This window comes from Vibrio sp. Vb1554 (assembly GCF_033344235.1).
In genome coordinates this window covers 59,949-78,016 of record NZ_JAWPOJ010000015.1, presented here as the reverse complement: position 1 = coordinate 78,016, position 18,068 = coordinate 59,949, and the positions used below count along the sequence as shown (strand labels likewise).

At 45.9% G+C, this 18,068-nt stretch carries 16 protein-coding genes and 1 riboswitch; of the genes, 11 read left to right on the top strand and 5 right to left on the bottom strand.

Annotation, left to right across the window (positions count from 1 at the left end; all coding sequences use genetic code 11):
* Positions 1 to 161 precede the first annotated feature (161 nt).
* Entirely contained in the window at positions 162 to 713 is a 552-nt protein-coding gene (locus tag R8N28_RS13905) for a YtfJ family protein (RefSeq protein ID WP_213869768.1), read from the bottom strand.
* A gap of 215 nt (positions 714 to 928) precedes the next feature.
* Between R8N28_RS13905 and R8N28_RS13900 the strand changes: the two genes are divergently transcribed.
* Positions 929 to 1,129 carry a DUF1107 domain-containing protein gene (locus R8N28_RS13900; protein WP_005379612.1) on the top strand — a complete coding sequence of 67 codons (201 nt, stop codon included), beginning with the start codon at positions 929 to 931 and terminating at the stop codon, positions 1,127 to 1,129.
* 70 nt (positions 1,130 to 1,199) lie between these two features.
* Here the strand turns inward: R8N28_RS13900 and msrA are convergent, their stop codons facing one another.
* Positions 1,200 to 1,838 carry a peptide-methionine (S)-S-oxide reductase MsrA gene (gene msrA / locus R8N28_RS13895; RefSeq protein WP_017820282.1) on the bottom strand — a complete coding sequence of 213 codons (639 nt, stop codon included), beginning with the start codon at positions 1,836 to 1,838 and terminating at the stop codon, positions 1,200 to 1,202.
* Between the two features lie 167 nt (positions 1,839 to 2,005).
* On the opposite strand from msrA, the gene R8N28_RS13890 reads away from it, so the two are divergent.
* From R8N28_RS13890 to R8N28_RS13875, 4 genes are read left to right on the top strand one after another with little or no spacing between them, the layout of a single operon-like run.
* Positions 2,006 to 3,718 carry an autotransporter assembly complex protein TamA gene (locus R8N28_RS13890; protein ID WP_005383121.1) on the top strand — a complete coding sequence of 571 codons (1,713 nt, stop codon included), beginning with the start codon at positions 2,006 to 2,008 and terminating at the stop codon, positions 3,716 to 3,718.
* On the top strand, positions 3,715 to 7,479 hold the full coding sequence (locus R8N28_RS13885; RefSeq protein WP_318183387.1) for a translocation/assembly module TamB domain-containing protein: 3,765 nt from the start codon (positions 3,715 to 3,717) through the stop codon (positions 7,477 to 7,479). Before R8N28_RS13890 ends, R8N28_RS13885 begins: the two co-directional genes overlap by 4 nt.
* Positions 7,480 to 7,523: 44 nt before the next feature.
* The gene (locus R8N28_RS13880; protein WP_025768359.1) at positions 7,524 to 7,871 is read left to right on the top strand and encodes a gamma-glutamylcyclotransferase; all 348 of its coding nucleotides are present in this window, start codon (positions 7,524 to 7,526) and stop codon (positions 7,869 to 7,871) included.
* A gap of 49 nt (positions 7,872 to 7,920) precedes the next feature.
* Positions 7,921 to 8,283 (top strand): DUF2799 domain-containing protein, encoded by a 363-nt coding sequence (locus R8N28_RS13875; RefSeq protein ID WP_238966716.1) that lies wholly within the window; start codon positions 7,921 to 7,923, stop codon positions 8,281 to 8,283.
* Between the two features lie 73 nt (positions 8,284 to 8,356).
* Here R8N28_RS13875 and ppa read toward each other — a convergent pair whose 3' ends face one another.
* Positions 8,357 to 8,887, bottom strand: a complete 531-nt coding sequence (gene ppa / locus R8N28_RS13870) for an inorganic diphosphatase (protein ID WP_005379635.1) — start codon at positions 8,885 to 8,887, stop codon at positions 8,357 to 8,359.
* A 127-nt stretch (positions 8,888 to 9,014) separates the two neighbouring features.
* Positions 9,015 to 10,031 (bottom strand): class 1 fructose-bisphosphatase, encoded by a 1,017-nt coding sequence (gene fbp / locus R8N28_RS13865; protein ID WP_005383114.1) that lies wholly within the window; start codon positions 10,029 to 10,031, stop codon positions 9,015 to 9,017.
* Positions 10,032 to 10,343: 312 nt separating this feature from the next.
* On the opposite strand from fbp, the gene mpl reads away from it, so the two are divergent.
* The 5 genes from mpl to thiQ all read left to right on the top strand — a co-directional run bounded on the left by mpl (position 10,344) and on the right by thiQ (position 15,917).
* Positions 10,344 to 11,702: a UDP-N-acetylmuramate:L-alanyl-gamma-D-glutamyl-meso-diaminopimelate ligase gene (gene mpl / locus R8N28_RS13860; RefSeq protein WP_262602489.1), complete on the top strand. Its 1,359-nt coding sequence runs from the start codon at positions 10,344 to 10,346 to the stop codon at positions 11,700 to 11,702.
* 5 nt (positions 11,703 to 11,707) lie between these two features.
* The gene (locus tag R8N28_RS13855; protein ID WP_262635432.1) at positions 11,708 to 12,346 is read left to right on the top strand and encodes a flavin prenyltransferase UbiX; all 639 of its coding nucleotides are present in this window, start codon (positions 11,708 to 11,710) and stop codon (positions 12,344 to 12,346) included.
* A gap of 37 nt (positions 12,347 to 12,383) precedes the next feature.
* Positions 12,384 to 12,520: riboswitch (TPP riboswitch) on the top strand.
* Positions 12,521 to 12,592: 72 nt separating this feature from the next.
* Positions 12,593 to 13,585: a thiamine ABC transporter substrate binding subunit gene (gene thiB / locus R8N28_RS13850; RefSeq protein WP_262602490.1), complete on the top strand. Its 993-nt coding sequence runs from the start codon at positions 12,593 to 12,595 to the stop codon at positions 13,583 to 13,585.
* Positions 13,586 to 13,626: 41 nt separating this feature from the next.
* On the top strand, positions 13,627 to 15,213 hold the full coding sequence (gene thiP, locus R8N28_RS13845) for a thiamine/thiamine pyrophosphate ABC transporter permease ThiP (protein WP_262635431.1): 1,587 nt from the start codon (positions 13,627 to 13,629) through the stop codon (positions 15,211 to 15,213).
* A complete protein-coding gene (gene thiQ / locus R8N28_RS13840; protein ID WP_171345714.1) occupies positions 15,213 to 15,917 on the top strand; it encodes a thiamine ABC transporter ATP-binding protein in 705 nt (234 codons plus the stop codon). The genes thiP and thiQ overlap by 1 nt, the downstream gene beginning before the upstream one ends.
* A gap of 18 nt (positions 15,918 to 15,935) precedes the next feature.
* Here thiQ and R8N28_RS13835 read toward each other — a convergent pair whose 3' ends face one another.
* A complete protein-coding gene (locus tag R8N28_RS13835; RefSeq protein ID WP_262635430.1) occupies positions 15,936 to 16,883 on the bottom strand; it encodes a LysR family transcriptional regulator in 948 nt (315 codons plus the stop codon).
* A gap of 92 nt (positions 16,884 to 16,975) precedes the next feature.
* On the opposite strand from R8N28_RS13835, the gene R8N28_RS13830 reads away from it, so the two are divergent.
* Positions 16,976 to 18,052, top strand: a complete 1,077-nt coding sequence (locus R8N28_RS13830) for an alkene reductase (RefSeq protein ID WP_025768366.1) — start codon at positions 16,976 to 16,978, stop codon at positions 18,050 to 18,052.
* Positions 18,053 to 18,068 lie beyond the last annotated feature (16 nt).

Below are 18,068 nucleotides of genomic sequence, written 5' to 3'. Positions count from 1 at the left end.
GGCTAGCAGAAAAATTTAACTCCACACATACGTGCCGAAAAATATTGGTAATACTCTCTGTGGAAGTGTCGCACTTATAAAGAGCAGAGTTGTCACTGCCCATGCTTCTAATCAAATTCATATAGCTCCTTACAACAAGAACAAGGAGCCATTCAATGAAGCTAGATGTTCTGTCTAATAAGCTCAATGACTTTTGTTATCTCATCTTGCTCAAGTGCGCCCTCTTTGACAAACAGAACTTTGCCCGTTTTGTCTTGAACAATAATGGCCGAACTTTCTTCTTTCAGGTCCCAAGTATTAGCAACTACGCCATTTTCATCAAGAACCATGGATGACCATGGGAACTCTTTTTTGCTGTCTTGAGCTGAAGACTTCACGAAAGAGCCTGTCCCCCAAATTGCATCATCTTGGTTGATGATAGTTGTGGTCTGGTAGCTTTCTTGTGGAAAATTTGCCGCTGTTATTGCCGACATTAAAGGGGCATTCATTTCTTTTGAACTGCTACGGCCTGCAATGGCTTGAATGACACGAACTTTGCCTTGCATATGTTGAGTTGCCCAGGGTTGGTATGCAACGCCTTCGCCTTGTAAAACAATCTCGCCGTAAGCGGCAACATTGACAGGAGGAACGCTTTTTCCCACTGACAAGTTGTGTGCAAAGGTCAAGCTTGGCGTTAAGGCCAGTAATAGAGGTAGGAGAGTCTTAGTTTTCATATTGTTATATTCCGTACGAGGTTTGGAAGCTTCCAGTATATATCCAGAACCTAGAAATTTGTAGGACCGTTGGTAACATTTATTTAACGTATGGAGTGGTGTAATCTTGCGTTATATTTAGAATTTGCTAAAATGAGTTCCGTCGCAAATTGCGCATTAAGATTGCAGAGGAAAAATAAGCAATCCGTGTTTTCTCAAAGGAATTGAGGTGAGTTATGCTACGTGAGTTTGCTGTATATCGACCATTACAAGTGGCCCGTTTTGTTAAAACGTTGTTCAAAGGTCAGTTTTTTATTGTTGGGGTTGGCTGTTTTCAGTTCGACAATGGCAAAGTGTTACTACCTGACGTCAACGATCATAAAAGGCTCACCATCTTTAAAGAAGTCAACCAAGTGATAGCATCATTATCGGCTTAGTTAGCTTGGTACCCACTTAGATTTAGAAAAGAGCGACCATATCGGTCGCTCTTTTTGTTGCTGGTTAGGTTTATCCTTGGAGGCTTGGTGGGAAGCAAACTCCCGTTCCTCCGATGCCACAGTAACCATCAGGGTTTTTCGCCAAATATTGCTGGTGGTAGGTTTCCGCAAAGTAATACGGACCTGCTGGTTGTATTTCGGTGGTGATGTTCGCGCGTTGCTCTTCTTGCAGTGCTTGCTGATACAAGAGTTTCGATTTCTCTGCGCTCTCGAGTTGCCCCGTCGAATAAGTGTAAATTGCAGAACGATATTGAGTACCTAAGTCGTTACCTTGACGCATTCCCTGAGTTGGGTCGTGTTTTTCCCAAAAAACAGCCAGTAGCTTTTCTAATGAGATGACGCGTTCATCGAAAACGACTCGTACGACTTCTGTATGACCCGTTTTACCTGTACAGACCTCTTCATACGTGGGATTGGGTGTGTACCCCCCAGCGTAACCGACCGAAGTAGATACAACGCCGTCGAGTTGCCAAAATACGCGCTCAGCGCCCCAAAAACAGCCCATTCCGAGCAAAATCTGCTGTTGGTGTGACGCAAGAGGCGCCTTTAGGTTAGATTTATTTACAAAATGATGATCGTCAATCTGCATTGGTTGATCTCTACCTGGCAAGGCATCTTCTATACTGATCAATGTTTGTTTGTTGAGCATGGTATTTGTCCTTCAATACGTGTCTTAAATTTGCGAACTTTTTCATTTCGTCTGTATCTGATGCTGTGATGACATAGACCGCGTTAAACCTATTAATATTACAGACTTAGAATCTAATTGGCGTTATCATTATTTACGTTTACTTAACCTCATTCAGCCATAAAAGCATGATAAAAAAAGCTCTCCCCACCATTGTTGGCCTGTTTGCCTTTTCTCATGGTGCCTATGCCGATGTTTCTTTGACTTTGAAAGGCATTGATGGCGCTTTAGAAGAGAATGTCAGTGCGTATCTATCATCTATTCCAGAGAAGGATTACTCCACTTCTCTGCGTTTTCAAGCGAGATTAGATCAAAGTATCACTGAAGCGCTTAACGCGCTTGGGTATTATCATGCAAAAATTTCATACTCTATTCCTGAAGCGAATGATGAGTTAATTGTGCTCATCAAGCCGGGCTTGCCAGTGAAAGTGAAAGTCATGGATGTGGTCATCACTGGAGAGGCTAAGGACGATGAAGAGTTTGCAAAACTTATTGAGCGCTCTCCGCTAAAAGTTGGTCAAGTTTTGAATCAAGGCCAATACGACAGCCTTAAGTCAGGCATTCGTAACTTGGCGCTTCAGCGTGGTTACTTCAATGGTGAGTTTACGCTAAGTCGATTAGAGGTTATCCCTGATCTGAACGAAGCTAATGTCCGTTTGCACTACAGCAGTGGAATACGTTTCAATTTTGGCGACGTTTCTTTTATTGGCAACCACATCTGGGAAGACCGTGTCGCATCACTACAACCTTTTAAAGAAGGGGACCCATACAACGTTTCGAAGCTGGGCGAGTTTAACCAGAAGCTATCAAATACGGAGTGGTTTTCCTCAGTTTTTGTTGAGCCTGAATTGGATAGGCTTGATGATGGCCGAGACTTGCCAATTAAAGTGTCTTTATCTCCTGCTTCTAAGAATCAGATCGAGACGGGTATTGGTTACTCAACGGATGTCGGCGTTCGAGGAACGTTGAAGTGGAAGAAACCTTGGGTGAGCTCCCGAGGACACAGTTTCAACACTGCTTTATCCCTATCTAAGCCAGAGCAAACCGTGACTGCTTCTTACAAAATTCCTTTAGAAGATGTCGCTAACGATTATTATCAAGTTCAATATGGGCTTAAAAACCTAGACAACCGTGACACGCAGAGTATCGAGTCTAACCTTGCAGTGGAGCGTCATTGGTTAGCAGACGGTGGTTGGCATAATACCGTTTATGTTCGTCATTTGTACGAGAGCTTTACGCAAGGTTTACAAGATGATGAATTCAACTTCGTACTTCCAGGTGCGACATTTTCTCGGACTAGGGTTCGAGGGGGCAATATGCCAATGTGGGGAGACAAGCAAAGCATCACTATTGAGTATGGTGATACCGCTATGCTTTCTGAAACTAGAGTGCTCCGCTTAATTGGCTCGACTTCTTGGATTCGTGGTATTGGAGAGAATCATCGTGGTTTGTTCCGCTTAGAAGGTGGTGCGAATATTACCGATGAACTTGAAAAACTATCACCGTCGCTGCGTTTCTTCGCTGGTGGTGACAATAATATTCGTGGTTACGGCTATGAATCTATTTCACCTGTGGATGAGAGTGGCGCCCTGACGGGGGGTAAATACATTGTTAGCAGTACATTAGAATACCAATATCGTGTTTATGGAAACTGGTGGGCTGCAACGTTTTACGATATTGGTGATGCGTTTAATGAAACACCAGATTGGAAATCAGGTGCTGGTGTTGGTATCCGCTGGGCGTCTCCGGTGGGCCCTGTTAGTTTTGATTTTGCATGGGGGTTGGATGCAAAACCAGAACGAGAGTTTCGTATCCACTTCTCATTGGGGCCTGAGCTATGATCAAAATGATGTTTAAGTGGACCAAATGGCTGTCGCTCAGTTTGATTGGTCTATTGCTGTTGCTCATCATTATTGTCGCGACAGTTTTATTTACCCACCCAGGCCTCAAATTTGCCTTGTGGGGAGCCGAAAAAGCACTACCACAATTGCAGATTGAAAAAGTGCAGGGTTCATTGTTTCCTCGCTTCGAACTGCATAACGTCAGTTTTGTCGATGAGTCTTTGAATATCGACGCCAAAGTCGAGCGTTTAGCTTTGGCAGTGAACTTCCGCTGTTTCTTTGACCCTAAGGTCTGTGTCGATGAGTTAAGACTGCAGGGGCTTGACTTTAAGATGCCAGAGCTACCGCCAGCAAGCGAGGAGCAAGAGGAAACACCACCACTGCGTTCTATCAGTACGCCAGTGCCAATTTTTGTTAATAAAGTCAGCTTTAATGATATCAATGTCAATGTGCTGGGCAATCAAATTGATTGGCAAACATTCTCGACCGCTTTGTCGATGCAGGGCGATCGTTTGGTGATCGCACCTACCGCGTTGAAAGACATTAATGTGGCTTTAGCACCAAGTGAAGCTGAACCTGAAGCGGTTGTTGAAGAGCCGAAAGAAACTGACGTTACGCCGCAAGATATTGTGTTACCCGAAGTATGGATTCCACTGACGGTTGAAGCGCGTCGTCTTGATATTCACAATTTCAAACTGGCAGGTGAAACGCCAGTGATCGTCAATCATCTTGGTTTGGTTGCAAGAGCAGGCGGTGAGCGTGTTGATGTCAAAACATTAGAGCTCGACATGCCAGAAGTGGAAGGCAAGTTGAGCACACAAGTGACGCTTTCTTCTGATTACCCTATCAAAGCGCAATTGGACGCGTTAGTGAAGCAAGCAGATGCGAAGGGACAAAAACTGTCGCTTTCGGTCTCGGGTTCGGTTGGTGATTTGTCACTAAATGCTACGCTTTCTGAGCTTGTACAAGCGGAGATCAAAGGTGATATTCAACCGCTTAAAACGCAGTTACCGTTTGATGTCGCGATTAAAAATGTACAGGCGCAATGGCCGCTATTTGGACAAAGCGATTACCAGGTTTCTGTACCAAGCTTGGCGGCAAAAGGCTCACTTGATGGCTACGAAGTCGCATTAGAAACCAAAGCGTCAGGCAAAGATATTCCCGCCGTTGATGTCGCACTAAACGGCAAAGGTACGTTAGAGCAAATTGACCTCGAAAGCCTTGTAGTGAAAACCTTAGGAGGCGAACTCTCTGGGAAAGTCATGGCCAATTGGGCCGCGCCAATCAACTGGCAAGCTGACTTAAACCTGAAGAATATTCAACCAGGATTGCAGTGGAAAGAAGCCGAAGGGGATATCAGCGGTAATCTTTCGACTTCGGGGTCGTTAACAGAACAAGGCGGTTGGCAAGTCAGTTTGCCTAAGTTAGACATTGACGGCATTTTGCGAGGTTATCCGCTGAATGTTGAAGGGCAACTTGAAGCGTCTGATAAGAACGGCAAAGGCGAAGACATCCAACTTACCACTCAGGGTTTAGCGCTTTCTCATGGCCCGAACCAACTGAGTGCAAAGGGTAAGATCGATAAGCAAATTCTGATGGATGTTGAGGTTAACTTCCCTGATTTTGCAAAAAGTGTTCCGGATCTTGCAGGTAGAATGCAAGGTAAAGTCGCACTACGTGGTAGCTTGAAAGAACCAGACATCAATCTTGATCTCGCTTTAAATCAGATAAACTGGCAGCAACAGGCGAACGTAGAAACGATCACCTTAAAGGGTGATGTGAAGCCTCTGCCAGCACCAAAAGCGAACATAAGCCTAATTGCGAACAACATTACCTATGACGACATAAAAGTTGATAGTGCTGACCTTGAAGTCTCTGGGGATGAAAAACTGCATCAACTGACGCTCGATGTAGTGTCTGACCTGGTGTCGACCAGTTTAGAAATTGAAGGGGCATTCCAGCAGAAACCAGAAATGATTTGGGATGGGGCGCTGCGCCGCTTGACGCTGAGCTCGCAACAAGGCCCGTGGGCGTTGCAAAAATCGACCGCGGTGAAGGTCAATATCGACAAACAGATCGCGAACGTTCAAGCGCATTGTTGGTTGCAAGCGGAGTCGAGCGTATGTCTAACCGAAGACATTAGTGTCGGTAAGAGTGGCCAGGCGAAGTTAGCCATCAATGATTTTGATTTTGACCAAATCAAACAATTCCTGCCGCCAGAAACCAAGCTGCAAGGCTCGGTTAATGCACAGGCTTTTGCTAAATGGGCACCAGAGAAAAAGCCTGAAGTAACCTTAAGTGTCAATATGCCAAAAGGCCAAGTTGAACAAGCGCTTGAACAGCCAATTAAAGTCGGTTGGGAAAGCTTCAACTTTAAAGCAGCATTAGCGAAAGACAAGCTTGATGCCGAGTGGCTATTTGATGTGAAAGATAACGGCGACTTGTCTGGTAAGGTTTCTTTACTGAATGTCTCGACTGAAAAGCCCACTATTGATGGTAAGGTTTCACTCTCTACGTTCCACTTGGATTTCTTGGCACCGTTGATTGGTGAGTACAGCTTGTTTAAAGCAAACATGAATACTGACCTAGCGATATCAGGTGACGTTATGCATCCGAAGGTGAACGGTCAGTTCTTGATTGACCAAATGAAGCTACAGGGTGAAGTCACACCGATAGATATAAACTCAGGGCAGGTCGTCATCAACTTTAAAGGCCATCAAGCGGACTTGGATGCCGGAATTTTAACCCCGGATGGTGAGTTGAACGTTACCGGTGATGCCGACTGGCAGGACTTACAGAACTGGCGCACTAAAGCGCGTGTATTTGCTAAAGAGCTCAATGTTGATGTGCCTCCAATGGTAAAAATCAAAGTTGAGCCTGACATGACAATAGATGTGACCCCTCAGCTTGCGAAAATTGAGGGTGATATTAATTTGCCATGGGGAAGAATTGTCGTCGAAGAGCTTCCACCAAGTGCAGTAGGCGTATCGAGTGATACCGTTATTCTCGATAAAAACTTGCAGCCAGTGGACGATGTGGCTGCGATGCCGTTTGATGTGGAAACGAACATCAACATTAAAATTGGTGATGACTTCCAACTTGCCGCTTTTGGCTTAAAAGGTGGGTTGAAAGGGAGCCTAAACGTGACACAAAAAGACAAAGGTCCGTTCATCGTTGGTGAAGTGAATGTTGTCGATGGTTCTTATCGTTCGTTTGGTCAGGACTTATTGATTAAAGAAGGTAAGATTCTGATGAATGGTCCACCAGATCAACCTTACTTGTCTATCAAAGCGATTCGTAATCCAGACAATACCCAAGATGATGTCATTGCAGGGGTACAAGTGTCGGGCCCAGCATCTGATCCGAGTATAGAAATTTTCTCAGAGCCCGCGATGAACCAAGCCAATGCACTTTCTTATCTACTTCGTGGTCAAGATATTGATGGTGAAGCCGGTGGTAATGCAATGACGACTACCTTAATTGGTTTAAGCTTGGCGAAGAGTGGGCGTGTGGTTGGTGAAATCGGTGAAGCCTTTGGCGTACAGGATTTACAGCTGGACACTGCTGGGTCGGGCGATGACTCGCAAGTGACGGTGAGTGGTTATATTCTGCCTGGTTTGCAGGTGAAATATGGTGTCGGCATCTTTAACTCCCTAGGTGAGTTCACTGTGCGTTACCGATTGATGCAAGACTTGTATTTAGAAGCGGTATCTGGTGTAGATAGCGCCGTTGACCTACTCTATCAGTTTGAGTTCGATTAAAGTGCTTTAACCTAAGCATACACAGTCATGACTAAGGAGTGGTTATGCAGCATTTGATTTTTGTCTACGGCACGTTACGCAAGGGAGAGTACAACCATCAGTATTTGCGCTCGGCGCAGTTTCTTGGTTTACATGAAACGGATGCTCAATTTGCAATGTATGACTTAGGCCCTTATCCAGCGTTGTCTGTTGGGCAACGCTCGATTCAAGGTGAAGTGTATCTGATTGATGATGAAACCTTATCTGAGCTAGATAGGTTAGAAGATGTGCCAGTGGAATATCGCCGAGAGAGCATCGTTACGCCTTTTGGCCAAGCTTGGATCTACTTATATCAAGATACTGAGCAGTTAACCGAAGAAATCGCTTCCGGAGATTGGTGTCAAAAGGTGTGAGCTATACTGACATTATCAATAGCAACGAGCTAAACACTAAGGAGTCACGATGAAAACATTCGTAATTGGAGTAATGGCGTTGCTTCTTGCTGCATGCGCACAAACAACACTACCGACTTCGAATAATGTGACCGATTGGCAAGTGTTTGGTAAGCAGTCAGCTTTAGATGGATTACGGGAGTTATCTGAGGAGCGAATTGCGAAGCTGGATGATGTTAACCATGCGACGCCAGAACTGATAATGGCTTATCAAGCGGGTTACCAGCAAGGTAAACAAGAGTATTGCGAGCAAAGTGCTTATATGCTCGGTGTTATCGGGCGTCCGTATTTTGGCATTTGTGATGATGTTGACCCCTTCTTTCAACATGACTACGACGCTGGACGAATGTCTTCAGCAGGCGCACTTATCTAGTTGACACAGGTAAGATGAAAGCAAAAGAGCTGCCCTAGAGCAGCTCTTTTTAATTTTGTATCAGCAGTGATGCTTATTTTTTCTGAGCTCGCTCGTAAGATTCTAGGATTTCAGCTTTAGCGGCAGCAACATCTGCCCACCCATCCACTTTCACCCATTTGCCTGCTTCAAGCTCTTTGTAACGCTCAAAGAATTGCGTGATCTGCGCTTTCAGTAGTTCTGGGATATCGTCCACATCTTGGATGTGCTCGTACTCTTTCGAGATTTTTGAGTGGGGAACCGCAAACACTTTTGCATCTTCACCCGATTCATCTGTCATCTTCAAAACGCCAACAGGACGGCAGCGAATGACTGAACCTGGCATGAGTGGGTATGGTGTTGGTACCAATACGTCGACTGGGTCGCCATCAAGAGACAGGGTATTGTTCACGTAGCCATAGTTGCATGGGTAGAACATTGGTGCAGACATGAAACGGTCGACAAATACAGCACCAGAGTCTTTATCTACTTCGTACTTGATTGGATCTGCATTTGCAGGAATTTCGATAACGACATAGATATCTTCAGGCAGCGACTTGCCTGCTGGTACATGGTTTAAGCTCATTAGAATATTCCTTTTCATTAACGATGAGTCACACAAAAGCGGCTTCATCTGATGATAAATTCGCGTTTCACTTTAGCGACAAAAACGCGGCAGGTAAACACCTGCCGCGTTGGACAAAGGTCTGAAATTATTCTTCGTCGCGGTGCAGTTCAAGGAACTCTTCAACTTTGCGAACCATGTTCTTCGAACCCACAAAGAAAGGTACACGCTGGTGCAACTCAGTAGGCTTGATGTCCATAATGCGATTCACACCGTCCGATGCAATGCCGCCAGCTTGCTCAATGAGGAATGCCATAGGGTTACATTCGTAAAGCAGGCGTAGCTTGCCTTGTGGGTGGCTTTGTGTGCTTGGGTAAAGGTAGATACCGCCTTTCAGTAGGTTGCGGTGGAAATCAGCAACCAGCGAGCCAATGTAGCGAGAAGTGTATGGGCGACCGTCTTCTGGCACGTTTTCTTGGCAGTACTTGATGTACTTCTTCACCCCTTGAGGGAAACGAATGTAATTACCTTCGTTGATGGAGTAGATCTTACCATCATCAGGAATCATCATGTTTTCATGAGAAAGACAGAAGCTGCCGATAGATGGGTCGTAAGTAAAGCCGTTTACGCCGTTACCAGTTGTGTATACCAACATGGTGGAGGAGCCGTAAATCACGTAGCCCGCAGCCACTTGCTTGTGACCAGGTTGTAGGAAGTCTTCTTCAGTTGGTGGAGTACCGATTGGAGAAACACGACGGTAAATCGAGAAGATAGTACCAACAGAGACGTTCACATCGATGTTAGAAGAACCATCAAGTGGGTCCATCAGTACTACATATTTGGCGTTTTGGTTGAGTTCTTTATTGAACGCAACTGCTTCGTCTTCTTCTTCACTGGCAACGCCACACACTTGATCACGAGCTTCAAGCGCGGCTTTGAACTTATCGTTCGCGTAAACATCGAGCTTTTGCTGATCTTCACCTTGGACATTTTCCGTGCCTACAGCACCAGTGATATCACCGAGACCCGCTGCGTTGATTTCGCGGTTAACGATTTTTGCAGCTAAACGAATGGAGGCTAAAAGGGATGATAGATCACCGCTAGCGTGGGGGAAATCCGCTTGTTTTTCGACAATGAACTCGCCTAGGGTGCGCAGTCCTGACATGGTTAATCCTTACATTTTCATTTCATTGGGGGTAGTGCGCAAGTGAGCATCTCTTTATGGATGTTAAACGATTGCGCTGGATGTAAGTTTAAGTCGCAGATCTTTTTAATGGTAATGAAGTAACTGTTTGAGATCTCAATTTATTTGTAGACTTGTTTGAGGGATTCATCAGTAAGCAAGAGGTTGTACAGTCTGTGTTCAACCTTGTCATATTTGTGAAAGGGACTGCAAGAAGAAGGCTAAAGTCACTCGCTTTTCAGGCGGTAATCGCGATAATGAAAGCATTAAAAAACGCATTACAAGGTTTAGTTTATGCACATTCATATCTTGGGTATCTGTGGCACATTTATGGGCGGCGCAGCGATTCTAGCGCGCCAATTAGGACATAAAGTCACTGGTTCTGATGCCAACGTTTATCCGCCAATGAGCACACTGCTTGAGTCTCAAGGTATTGAAATTATTGAAGGCTTTGACCCGTCTCAACTCGACCCTCAACCAGATCTTGTGGTGATTGGTAATGCGATGAGCCGTGGCAACCCTTGTGTCGAGCATGTGCTCAACACTAACATGCGTTACACCTCTGGCCCGCAGTGGCTCAACGAGTTTTTGCTGCATGATCGTTGGGTATTGGCGGTATCGGGTACACATGGGAAAACGACCACGTCGAGCATGCTTGCTTGGATACTTGAAGATTGTGGTTATCAACCGGGTTTCTTAGTCGGTGGGGTACTCGGTAACTTCGGAGTGTCTGCTCGTTTGGGTGAAAGCATGTTTTTTGTCGTTGAAGCCGACGAATATGACAGTGCTTTTTTCGATAAGCGTTCTAAGTTTGTGCATTACCATCCTCGCACTTTAATCATGAATAACCTTGAGTTCGATCATGCTGATATCTTCGATGATCTAGAAGCGATCAAGCGCCAATTCCATCATTTAGTGCGAACTGTACCGGGCAATGGATTGATCTTAGCGCCGAGAAAAGATCAAGCGTTAGCGGATGTATTAGAGCGTGGCTGCTGGACTGAAAAACAGTTCTCTGGTGAGAATGGTGACTGGCAAGCGCACAAATTAGTGCTTGATGGCTCAAAATTTGACGTTGCGTTGCAAGGCGAGAAGGTTGGTTCCGTCGAATGGAATTTGGTGGGTGACCACAATGTGGATAATGCGCTGATGGCAATCGCTGCTGCACGACATGTTGGAGTCACTCCGGATCTTGCTTGCCAGGCATTAGGGCGTTTCATCAATACCAAGCGCCGTTTAGAGCTGAAAGGTGAAGAACAAGGTGTGACGGTTTACGATGATTTTGCGCATCACCCAACGGCAATTGAACTTACTGTCGGTGGTTTGCGTAACAAGGTAGGTGAAAAACGCATCCTTGCTGTGTTAGAGCCGCGTTCTGCCACCATGAAGCGTGGCGTACACAAAAACACACTTGCAGAGTCACTACACAGTGCAGATGAAGTCTTCTTGTTCCAGCCAGATAATATCGAGTGGTCTGTGCAAGACATTGCCGACCAATGCACACAGCCAGCGTTTGTCGATGCGGATATAGATAACTTTGTAGCCAAGATCGTCGAACGTGCGCGACCAGGTGACCAAATTCTAGTCATGAGTAACGGTGGCTTTGGTGGTATTCACGGAAAACTTCTTGAGCAGTTAAAACAAAAAGCCTGATTGATATGCAAAACAAAACACAACCCTCTCATAAAAAAGCCATCACGTTGGCATTAACGGGGGCTTCTGGTGCTCCCTATGGCCTTCGTCTTTTAGAATGCTTGGTTGCGGCGGATTATCATGTCTACGTTCTGATTTCTTCGGCGGCTCGTGTTGTGATGGCAACCGAGCATAATCTTAAGCTGCCAAGTGGCCCAGAAGCGGTGCAGCAAGCATTGGTAGAGCACCTGAACTGCAATCCCGATAACATCACCGTTTGCGGTAAAGATGACTGGTTCTCACCGGTTGCGTCTGGTTCTGCTGCACCAAAGCAAATGGTGGTTTGCCCATGTTCTGCGGGAAGCGTTGCGGCCATAGCACACGGTATGTCGGACAACTTGATTGAGCGCGCCGCTGACGTGGTGATGAAAGAGCGTGGGCAGTTGTTGCTCGTGGTTCGCGAAACACCATTCTCAACGCTGCATCTGGAGAACATGCACAAACTGTCGCAAATGGGCGTCACCATCATGCCAGCGGCTCCGGGCTTCTATCATCAGCCAAAGAGCATTGAAGACTTAGTGGATTTTATGGTGGCGAGAATTCTTGACCACTTAGGTATTGAGCAAGGTTTGGTGCCTCGTTGGGGTTATGACCAGCGTTCGTGAGCTGATTGTGTAACCACTCAAATACCTTTACAATCCATCCAACTCATCGGGGAGCAAACCCATTTAGCATTGAGTCAATCAATGCATTGGGGCGCTGAGACCTAAGTGTTTAACTAGGGACCCGTATTACCTGAACCAGATAATGCTGGCGTAGGAATTGAGTCTGGATATTGGAAGTCCTTAATAGCCGCCTCAAACCCTGTGCCGCTCAACTTATTTCTCTGAAATACTCATGGAGAGCGAGCAGTGAAACCCACTCTAAATCTGATTGCCCTAGCTGCAATCACCTCTACTTCAGCGTTTGCTGCTGAAAACCCATTAACTATTTATACCTACGATTCTTTTGCCGCAGATTGGGGGCCGGGTCCTAAAATCGAGCAAGCTTTTGAAGCAAAATGTGGCTGTGACGTTAACTTCGTAGCGTTGGACGATGGTGTGTCGATTCTGAATCGTCTTCGTCTTGAAGGCGGTAATAGCAAAGCGGACATCGTATTAGGTTTGGATAACAATCTGATGGCAGAAGCGAAGAAAACCGGTCTGCTTGTCGAGCACGGTGTGGATACGGCTAACACAGTGTTACCAAACGGTTGGAGTGACACGACGTTTGTACCGTACGATTACGGCTACTTCGCGTTTGTGTACAACAAAGAGAAACTGGCTAATCCGCCGAAAAGCATGAAAGAGCTGGTGGAAACGCGCGACGATCTGAAAGTGATTTACCAAGATCCACGGACTTCAACGCCGGGCCAAGGCTTGATGCTATGGATGAAATCTATTTATGGCGACGATGTGACGCAAGCGTGGCAGAAGCTAGCGAGCAAAACCGTAACGGTCACGAAAGGTTGGTCTGAGGCGTATTCTATGTTCCTCAATGGTGAGTCCGATTTAGTGCTTTCTTACACCACTTCACCTGCGTACCACTTAATTGCGGAAAACGATTCGAAGTTTGCTACGGCGAATTTTGCTGAAGGCCACTACATGCAAGTTGAAGTCGCCGCCAAAGTGAAAGGGGCAAAAAATTCAGAACTTGCTGATCAATTTATGAGTTTCATTTTAAGTGATGAGTTCCAATCGGCGATGCCAACGGGTAACTGGATGTACCCAGTCACTGACGTTGAGTTACCTAAAGGTTTTGAAACTTTGAGTGTTCCAAGCAAGTCGTTGAGCTTTAGTGCTGATGAAGTGGCAAAAATGCGTAAGTCTTGGATTCGCGAATGGCAAAGCGCATTGACGTTTTAGCTGACGTTTCCATCCTCATCTGAATGAGATAGGTTTTACCTTTGAATTCTGTTCCAAAAATAGGTTTAGGGGTCGCGATGATCATCGCGACCTTTGTTATTTCTGCCCTAGGTGCTTTGATTGTTCAAGCCCCTTCACTTGATGTGTCTGTGGTATGGGGCGACCCGTACTATCAACATGTCACCAAGTTCAGTTTCTACCAAGCGTTTCTTTCCACATTGCTCAGTGTTGGCTTTGCCATTCCAGTAGCGCACGCACTTTCGCGTCGCCAATTTATTGGTAAATCATTACTGCTTAAGCTGTTTGCATCGACACTGGTTTTGCCGGTTTTGGTTGGTGTTTTTGGGCTGTTAGCGATTTATGGCAACAGTGGTTTGTTGGCGCAGTGGTTGCAAAGTTTCGACACTAAACTGCCATTCTCTATTTACGGTTTGAACGGCATTTTACTCGCCCATGTGTTCTTTAATTTACCTTACGCGGCACGATTGCTTCTGCAAGCCTTGGAGTCTATTCCTGCCGAGCAGCATAAGCTTTGCGCGCATCTTGGGATGAGCCATTGGGATAAGTTTCGCTGGGTAGAATGGCCGCGTTTAAGGCAGCAGCTTCCCCACGTTTGTGGGTTGGTGTTTATGTTGTGCTTTACCAGTTTTGCCACTGTAATGGCGTTGGGGGGCGGGCCAAAATCCACCACCATTGAATTGGCCATTTACCAAGCGATTAAGTTTGATTTTGATTTACAAGCTGGGGCGTTATTGGCGCTGTGGCAGATGCTGTTATGTGGACTGCTTGCTATTGGAGTGCAGAAGTTAACAAGGCCTGTTTATATCAGTGCTGGAAGCACATCGGTACAGCAATATTTAACGAAGGATCATGGGTGGTCAAAAGCTTGGGATAGCTTTTGGATCATAGGTGCCTTTTTACTGGTAATACCGCCGTTATTGATGGTGTTACTGAGTGGCATCAACCAACAAGTTTGGACAGTATTAACCGATGAGCGTTTTTGGTCTGCGCTATTGAACTCCCTCAAAGTCGCCTGTGTCGCTAGCGCGCTTGCGGTCGCTGCAGGGGTGTCCATACTATTGACCAGTCGCCGTTGGCGGTTGCAGTACAAAAACACGCGAGCCGATCAGATTGAGTTAATCGGCACCATTATTTTGGTGACTCCAGGTCTGGTGATTAGCACCGGTTTATTCTTATTACTGCGCGCATTTACCGATGTTTTTAGCTTGGCATTTTTTGTCGTGATTTTGGTGAACGGTTTGATGGCTTTGCCTTACGTGATCAAAACGCTAGCGCAGCCAATGCTGCACATTGAACAACAGTATCAGTATGTATGTGCCAGCTTAGGCATGCGTGGCTGGCAACGGTTTAAAGTGGTGGAGTGGCAGGCGCTACGCAAGCCGTTTGCACATGCGTTTGCGATCAGCTTTATGTTTGCAATAGGGGATTTAAGTGCCATCGCACTGTTTGGTGGACAAGAGTTTCGTACCTTACCTCTGTATTTGTTCCAGTTGCTTGGCAGTTATCAGATGGACGCAGCTGCGGTGGTGTCGGTGACCCTATTGTTGTTGAGTGTGGGCTGTTTTGCCTTGATTGAGAAAGTATTGAAAACGAAGGAGAGAGCGTAATGTTAGTGTTGGATGATGTGCAGTACACCTACCAACGTGAACTGTTTCGTTTTGACTTAACGATTGAGCAAGGACAGATTGTATCGCTGATGGGACCAAGTGGGGCAGGGAAGTCAACCTTGCTGGCGTTGGTGGCAGGATTCATCCATCCTGGCTGTGGTGATATTCGTGTTGATGGTGAGTCCATTGTGCGTAAAGAGCCTTATCTGCGTCCGTTCTCTATGTTGTTCCAAGAGCACAATTTGTTTGCTCACTTATCGGTGCGTGACAACATCGGTTTGGGCTTACACCCAGGGCTAAAGCTTACGGTGGACCAAAATCGTCAGATTGAACAAGCCGCGCAGCAAGTTGGTGTTGCAGAGTACCTCGACCGTTTGCCAGAGCATCTTTCTGGTGGCCAGCGTCAACGTGTTGCCTTAGCGCGTTGTTTTGTTCAGCCTCATCCCATGTGGCTATTGGATGAGCCGTTCTCGGCGCTTGATCCGGTGTTGCGTGAAGAGATGCTGAGCTTGGTAAAAAAACTCGCAGCAGAGCGGGGAATAACCGTATTGATGGTCACGCACCATTTAAGCGATGCCAAAGCGATTGCCAGCCACTTTGTGTTTGTGGCAGATGGTAAAGTGGAAGCCGCGGGTGATATGTCTGCATTGAGTGAACAGCATGCTAGTGAGAAGCTTGCGGCATTTATCCGAGCAGCATGCTAGTGCCTGATAGTTGCTAGGTTATGCTTCTCCGCAACACAAACCATGCTGAGGTCCAAATTCAAATTGAGATCTTAAGCTCATGATATGGTCAATCATTGCTTGTACACGCCGTGGGCGGTTTGCTCCAGGACGATAGACTAAATAAATAGGCATTGGTACCGTGTGCCATTGCGGTAACACTCTGACTAAGGTGCCACTTTCTAGCTCTTGCGTCATGTTCTGCACAGGTAAGTTAGCGATGCCTAGTCCTTTAAGTGCGCCTTTCAATATTGCTTCTACAGTTGTACTTGAGAAGTTACTGGTTATTGAAACATTGACGGTATTATCGTGTGAGATCAGCGTCCAAGGCCCTATTTCTGAAACATATTGATACCTCAAACAGTTGTGTTTTGTCAGATCTTCTGGCGTTTCAGGTACGCCGAACTCAGCTAAATACTCAGGGCTAGCAGCCAGGACTCGAGTGGTATAGCCTAATTTTTTTGCGATCAATCGATCATCAACTATCTGACCGACTCGAATTGCCATATCAAAGCCGTGTGAAAACAGATCAACAAAATCGTTCGATGCTTCTAACGCAATTTGTACTTTTGGCCATTGTTTTAAAAATGGCAAAAAGATGTGCTCCGCCATATACGAATCCAACGCTGGTGGCGCGGAAATACGCAGCCGGCCTTGGATCTGTTGTTCCATCTCCTGAACGTCATGGCCAATTGAGTGGAATTCCTCAACTAAGCTTGCAGCACGCTCTAAAACCATTTGGCCAGCTTCGGTGATCACTAACTTTCGGGTTGTGCGCTCTAGCAGTTTGGCTTCAAAGTGTTGTTCGAGTTTGGTTATGGCTTTGCTAACAGTAGATTTTGGTAGGTTTAACTCCAGCGCGCACTTGGTTAAGCTCAGTAGTCGACAGCTTGTGACAAAGATAGAAAGCGTTCTAAAGTCAATTGTTTCTAAATTGCGAACAATCACTTTCAATTATCCATATTGTTTCAATATTAATCTGATTATAGTCTGGCACCTCATCCTTAGCCATCAAGTTATTGTCATTTGAGGTAAACAACATGTCCAACTCTGTAGACTTATTTTCTCCTATCGAACTCGGTCAATTAGCATTAGATAACCGTGCCATTATGGCGCCTTTAACGCGAGCTCGTGCTGGCGCAGACCATATTCCTAATGACCTTATGGTTGAATACTACGCTCAACGTGCGAGTGCCGGACTTATCATTGCTGAATGCACCATGGTGATGGAAGGTACGTCTGCTTTCATGGCAGAGCCGGGCATTTACAACGAAGAGCAAATCGCAGCTTGGAAAAAGGTAACGGATGCGGTTCATGAGAGAGGCGGTAAGATTGTACTGCAAATTTGGCATGCGGGACGAGCTTGTCATCCTGATCTGAATGAAGGAAAAACACCTGTAGCGGCGAGCGCATTGGCCATTCGTGATGAATTAGTCCATACCCCTTCGGGTAAGCAAGCATATACGGTACCACGAGCACTCGAAGTGGATGAGATAGCTTCCATTGTTGCGGCGTTTAAACAAGGTGCAGAAAACGCCAAGAAAGCCGGCTTTGATGGGGTCGAGATACATGGCGCCAATGGTTATCTTATTGATAACTTCCTTCGTGACGGCTCAAATTTACGTACCGATGAATACGGTGGCTCGGTTGAAAATCGTGCTCGATTTTTACTTGAGATAGTGAAAGAAGTCGTTGAGGTGTGGGGACCCGGAAGAGTCGGTCTGCGTACATCTCCGCTAAATGGATTTAATGACATGAAAGACAGTGATCCAGTTGGTTTGGTGCGTTACTTAGCAGAGCAACTTAATTCTTTCGATCTTGCTTATTGGCACGTGATGCGTGCGGATCTGAAAGGCGTACAAAAAGCAGATGTTCTCAAGCCAGCACGCGAAAACTATCAAGGTCACTTAATGGCGAACGTGGGCTACAGTGCACAAGAAGCGGCAACAGCAATTGCAGAAAACAAAGTTGATGTGGTCGCATTTGGCGTTCCCTTTATCGCAAACCCAGATTTAGTTGAGCGATTTAAGAAAAATGCACCTCTTAATGAGGCGAAACCAGAACACTTTTATTTGGGCGGAGCAGAAGGTTATACCGATTACCCAGTGATGGCATAACCCTTACTTGTTTCAT

Coding starts and splice junctions, on each gene's coding strand:
- R8N28_RS13875 (WP_238966716.1), top strand. CDS start 7,921: ATGAAAACATTCGTAATTGGAGTAATGGCGTTGCTTCTTGCTGCATGC.
- fbp (WP_005383114.1), bottom strand. CDS start 10,031: ATGTCAGGACTGCGCACCCTAGGCGAGTTCATTGTCGAAAAACAAGCG.
- R8N28_RS13830 (WP_025768366.1), top strand. CDS start 16,976: ATGTCCAACTCTGTAGACTTATTTTCTCCTATCGAACTCGGTCAATTA.
- thiQ (WP_171345714.1), top strand. CDS start 15,213: ATGTTAGTGTTGGATGATGTGCAGTACACCTACCAACGTGAACTGTTT.
- R8N28_RS13890 (WP_005383121.1), top strand. CDS start 2,006: ATGATAAAAAAAGCTCTCCCCACCATTGTTGGCCTGTTTGCCTTTTCT.
- R8N28_RS13855 (WP_262635432.1), top strand. CDS start 11,708: ATGCAAAACAAAACACAACCCTCTCATAAAAAAGCCATCACGTTGGCA.
- R8N28_RS13885 (WP_318183387.1), top strand. CDS start 3,715: ATGATCAAAATGATGTTTAAGTGGACCAAATGGCTGTCGCTCAGTTTG.
- R8N28_RS13880 (WP_025768359.1), top strand. CDS start 7,524: ATGCAGCATTTGATTTTTGTCTACGGCACGTTACGCAAGGGAGAGTAC.
- R8N28_RS13905 (WP_213869768.1), bottom strand. CDS start 713: ATGAAAACTAAGACTCTCCTACCTCTATTACTGGCCTTAACGCCAAGC.
- mpl (WP_262602489.1), top strand. CDS start 10,344: ATGCACATTCATATCTTGGGTATCTGTGGCACATTTATGGGCGGCGCA.
- msrA (WP_017820282.1), bottom strand. CDS start 1,838: ATGCTCAACAAACAAACATTGATCAGTATAGAAGATGCCTTGCCAGGT.
- ppa (WP_005379635.1), bottom strand. CDS start 8,887: ATGAGCTTAAACCATGTACCAGCAGGCAAGTCGCTGCCTGAAGATATC.
- R8N28_RS13900 (WP_005379612.1), top strand. CDS start 929: ATGCTACGTGAGTTTGCTGTATATCGACCATTACAAGTGGCCCGTTTT.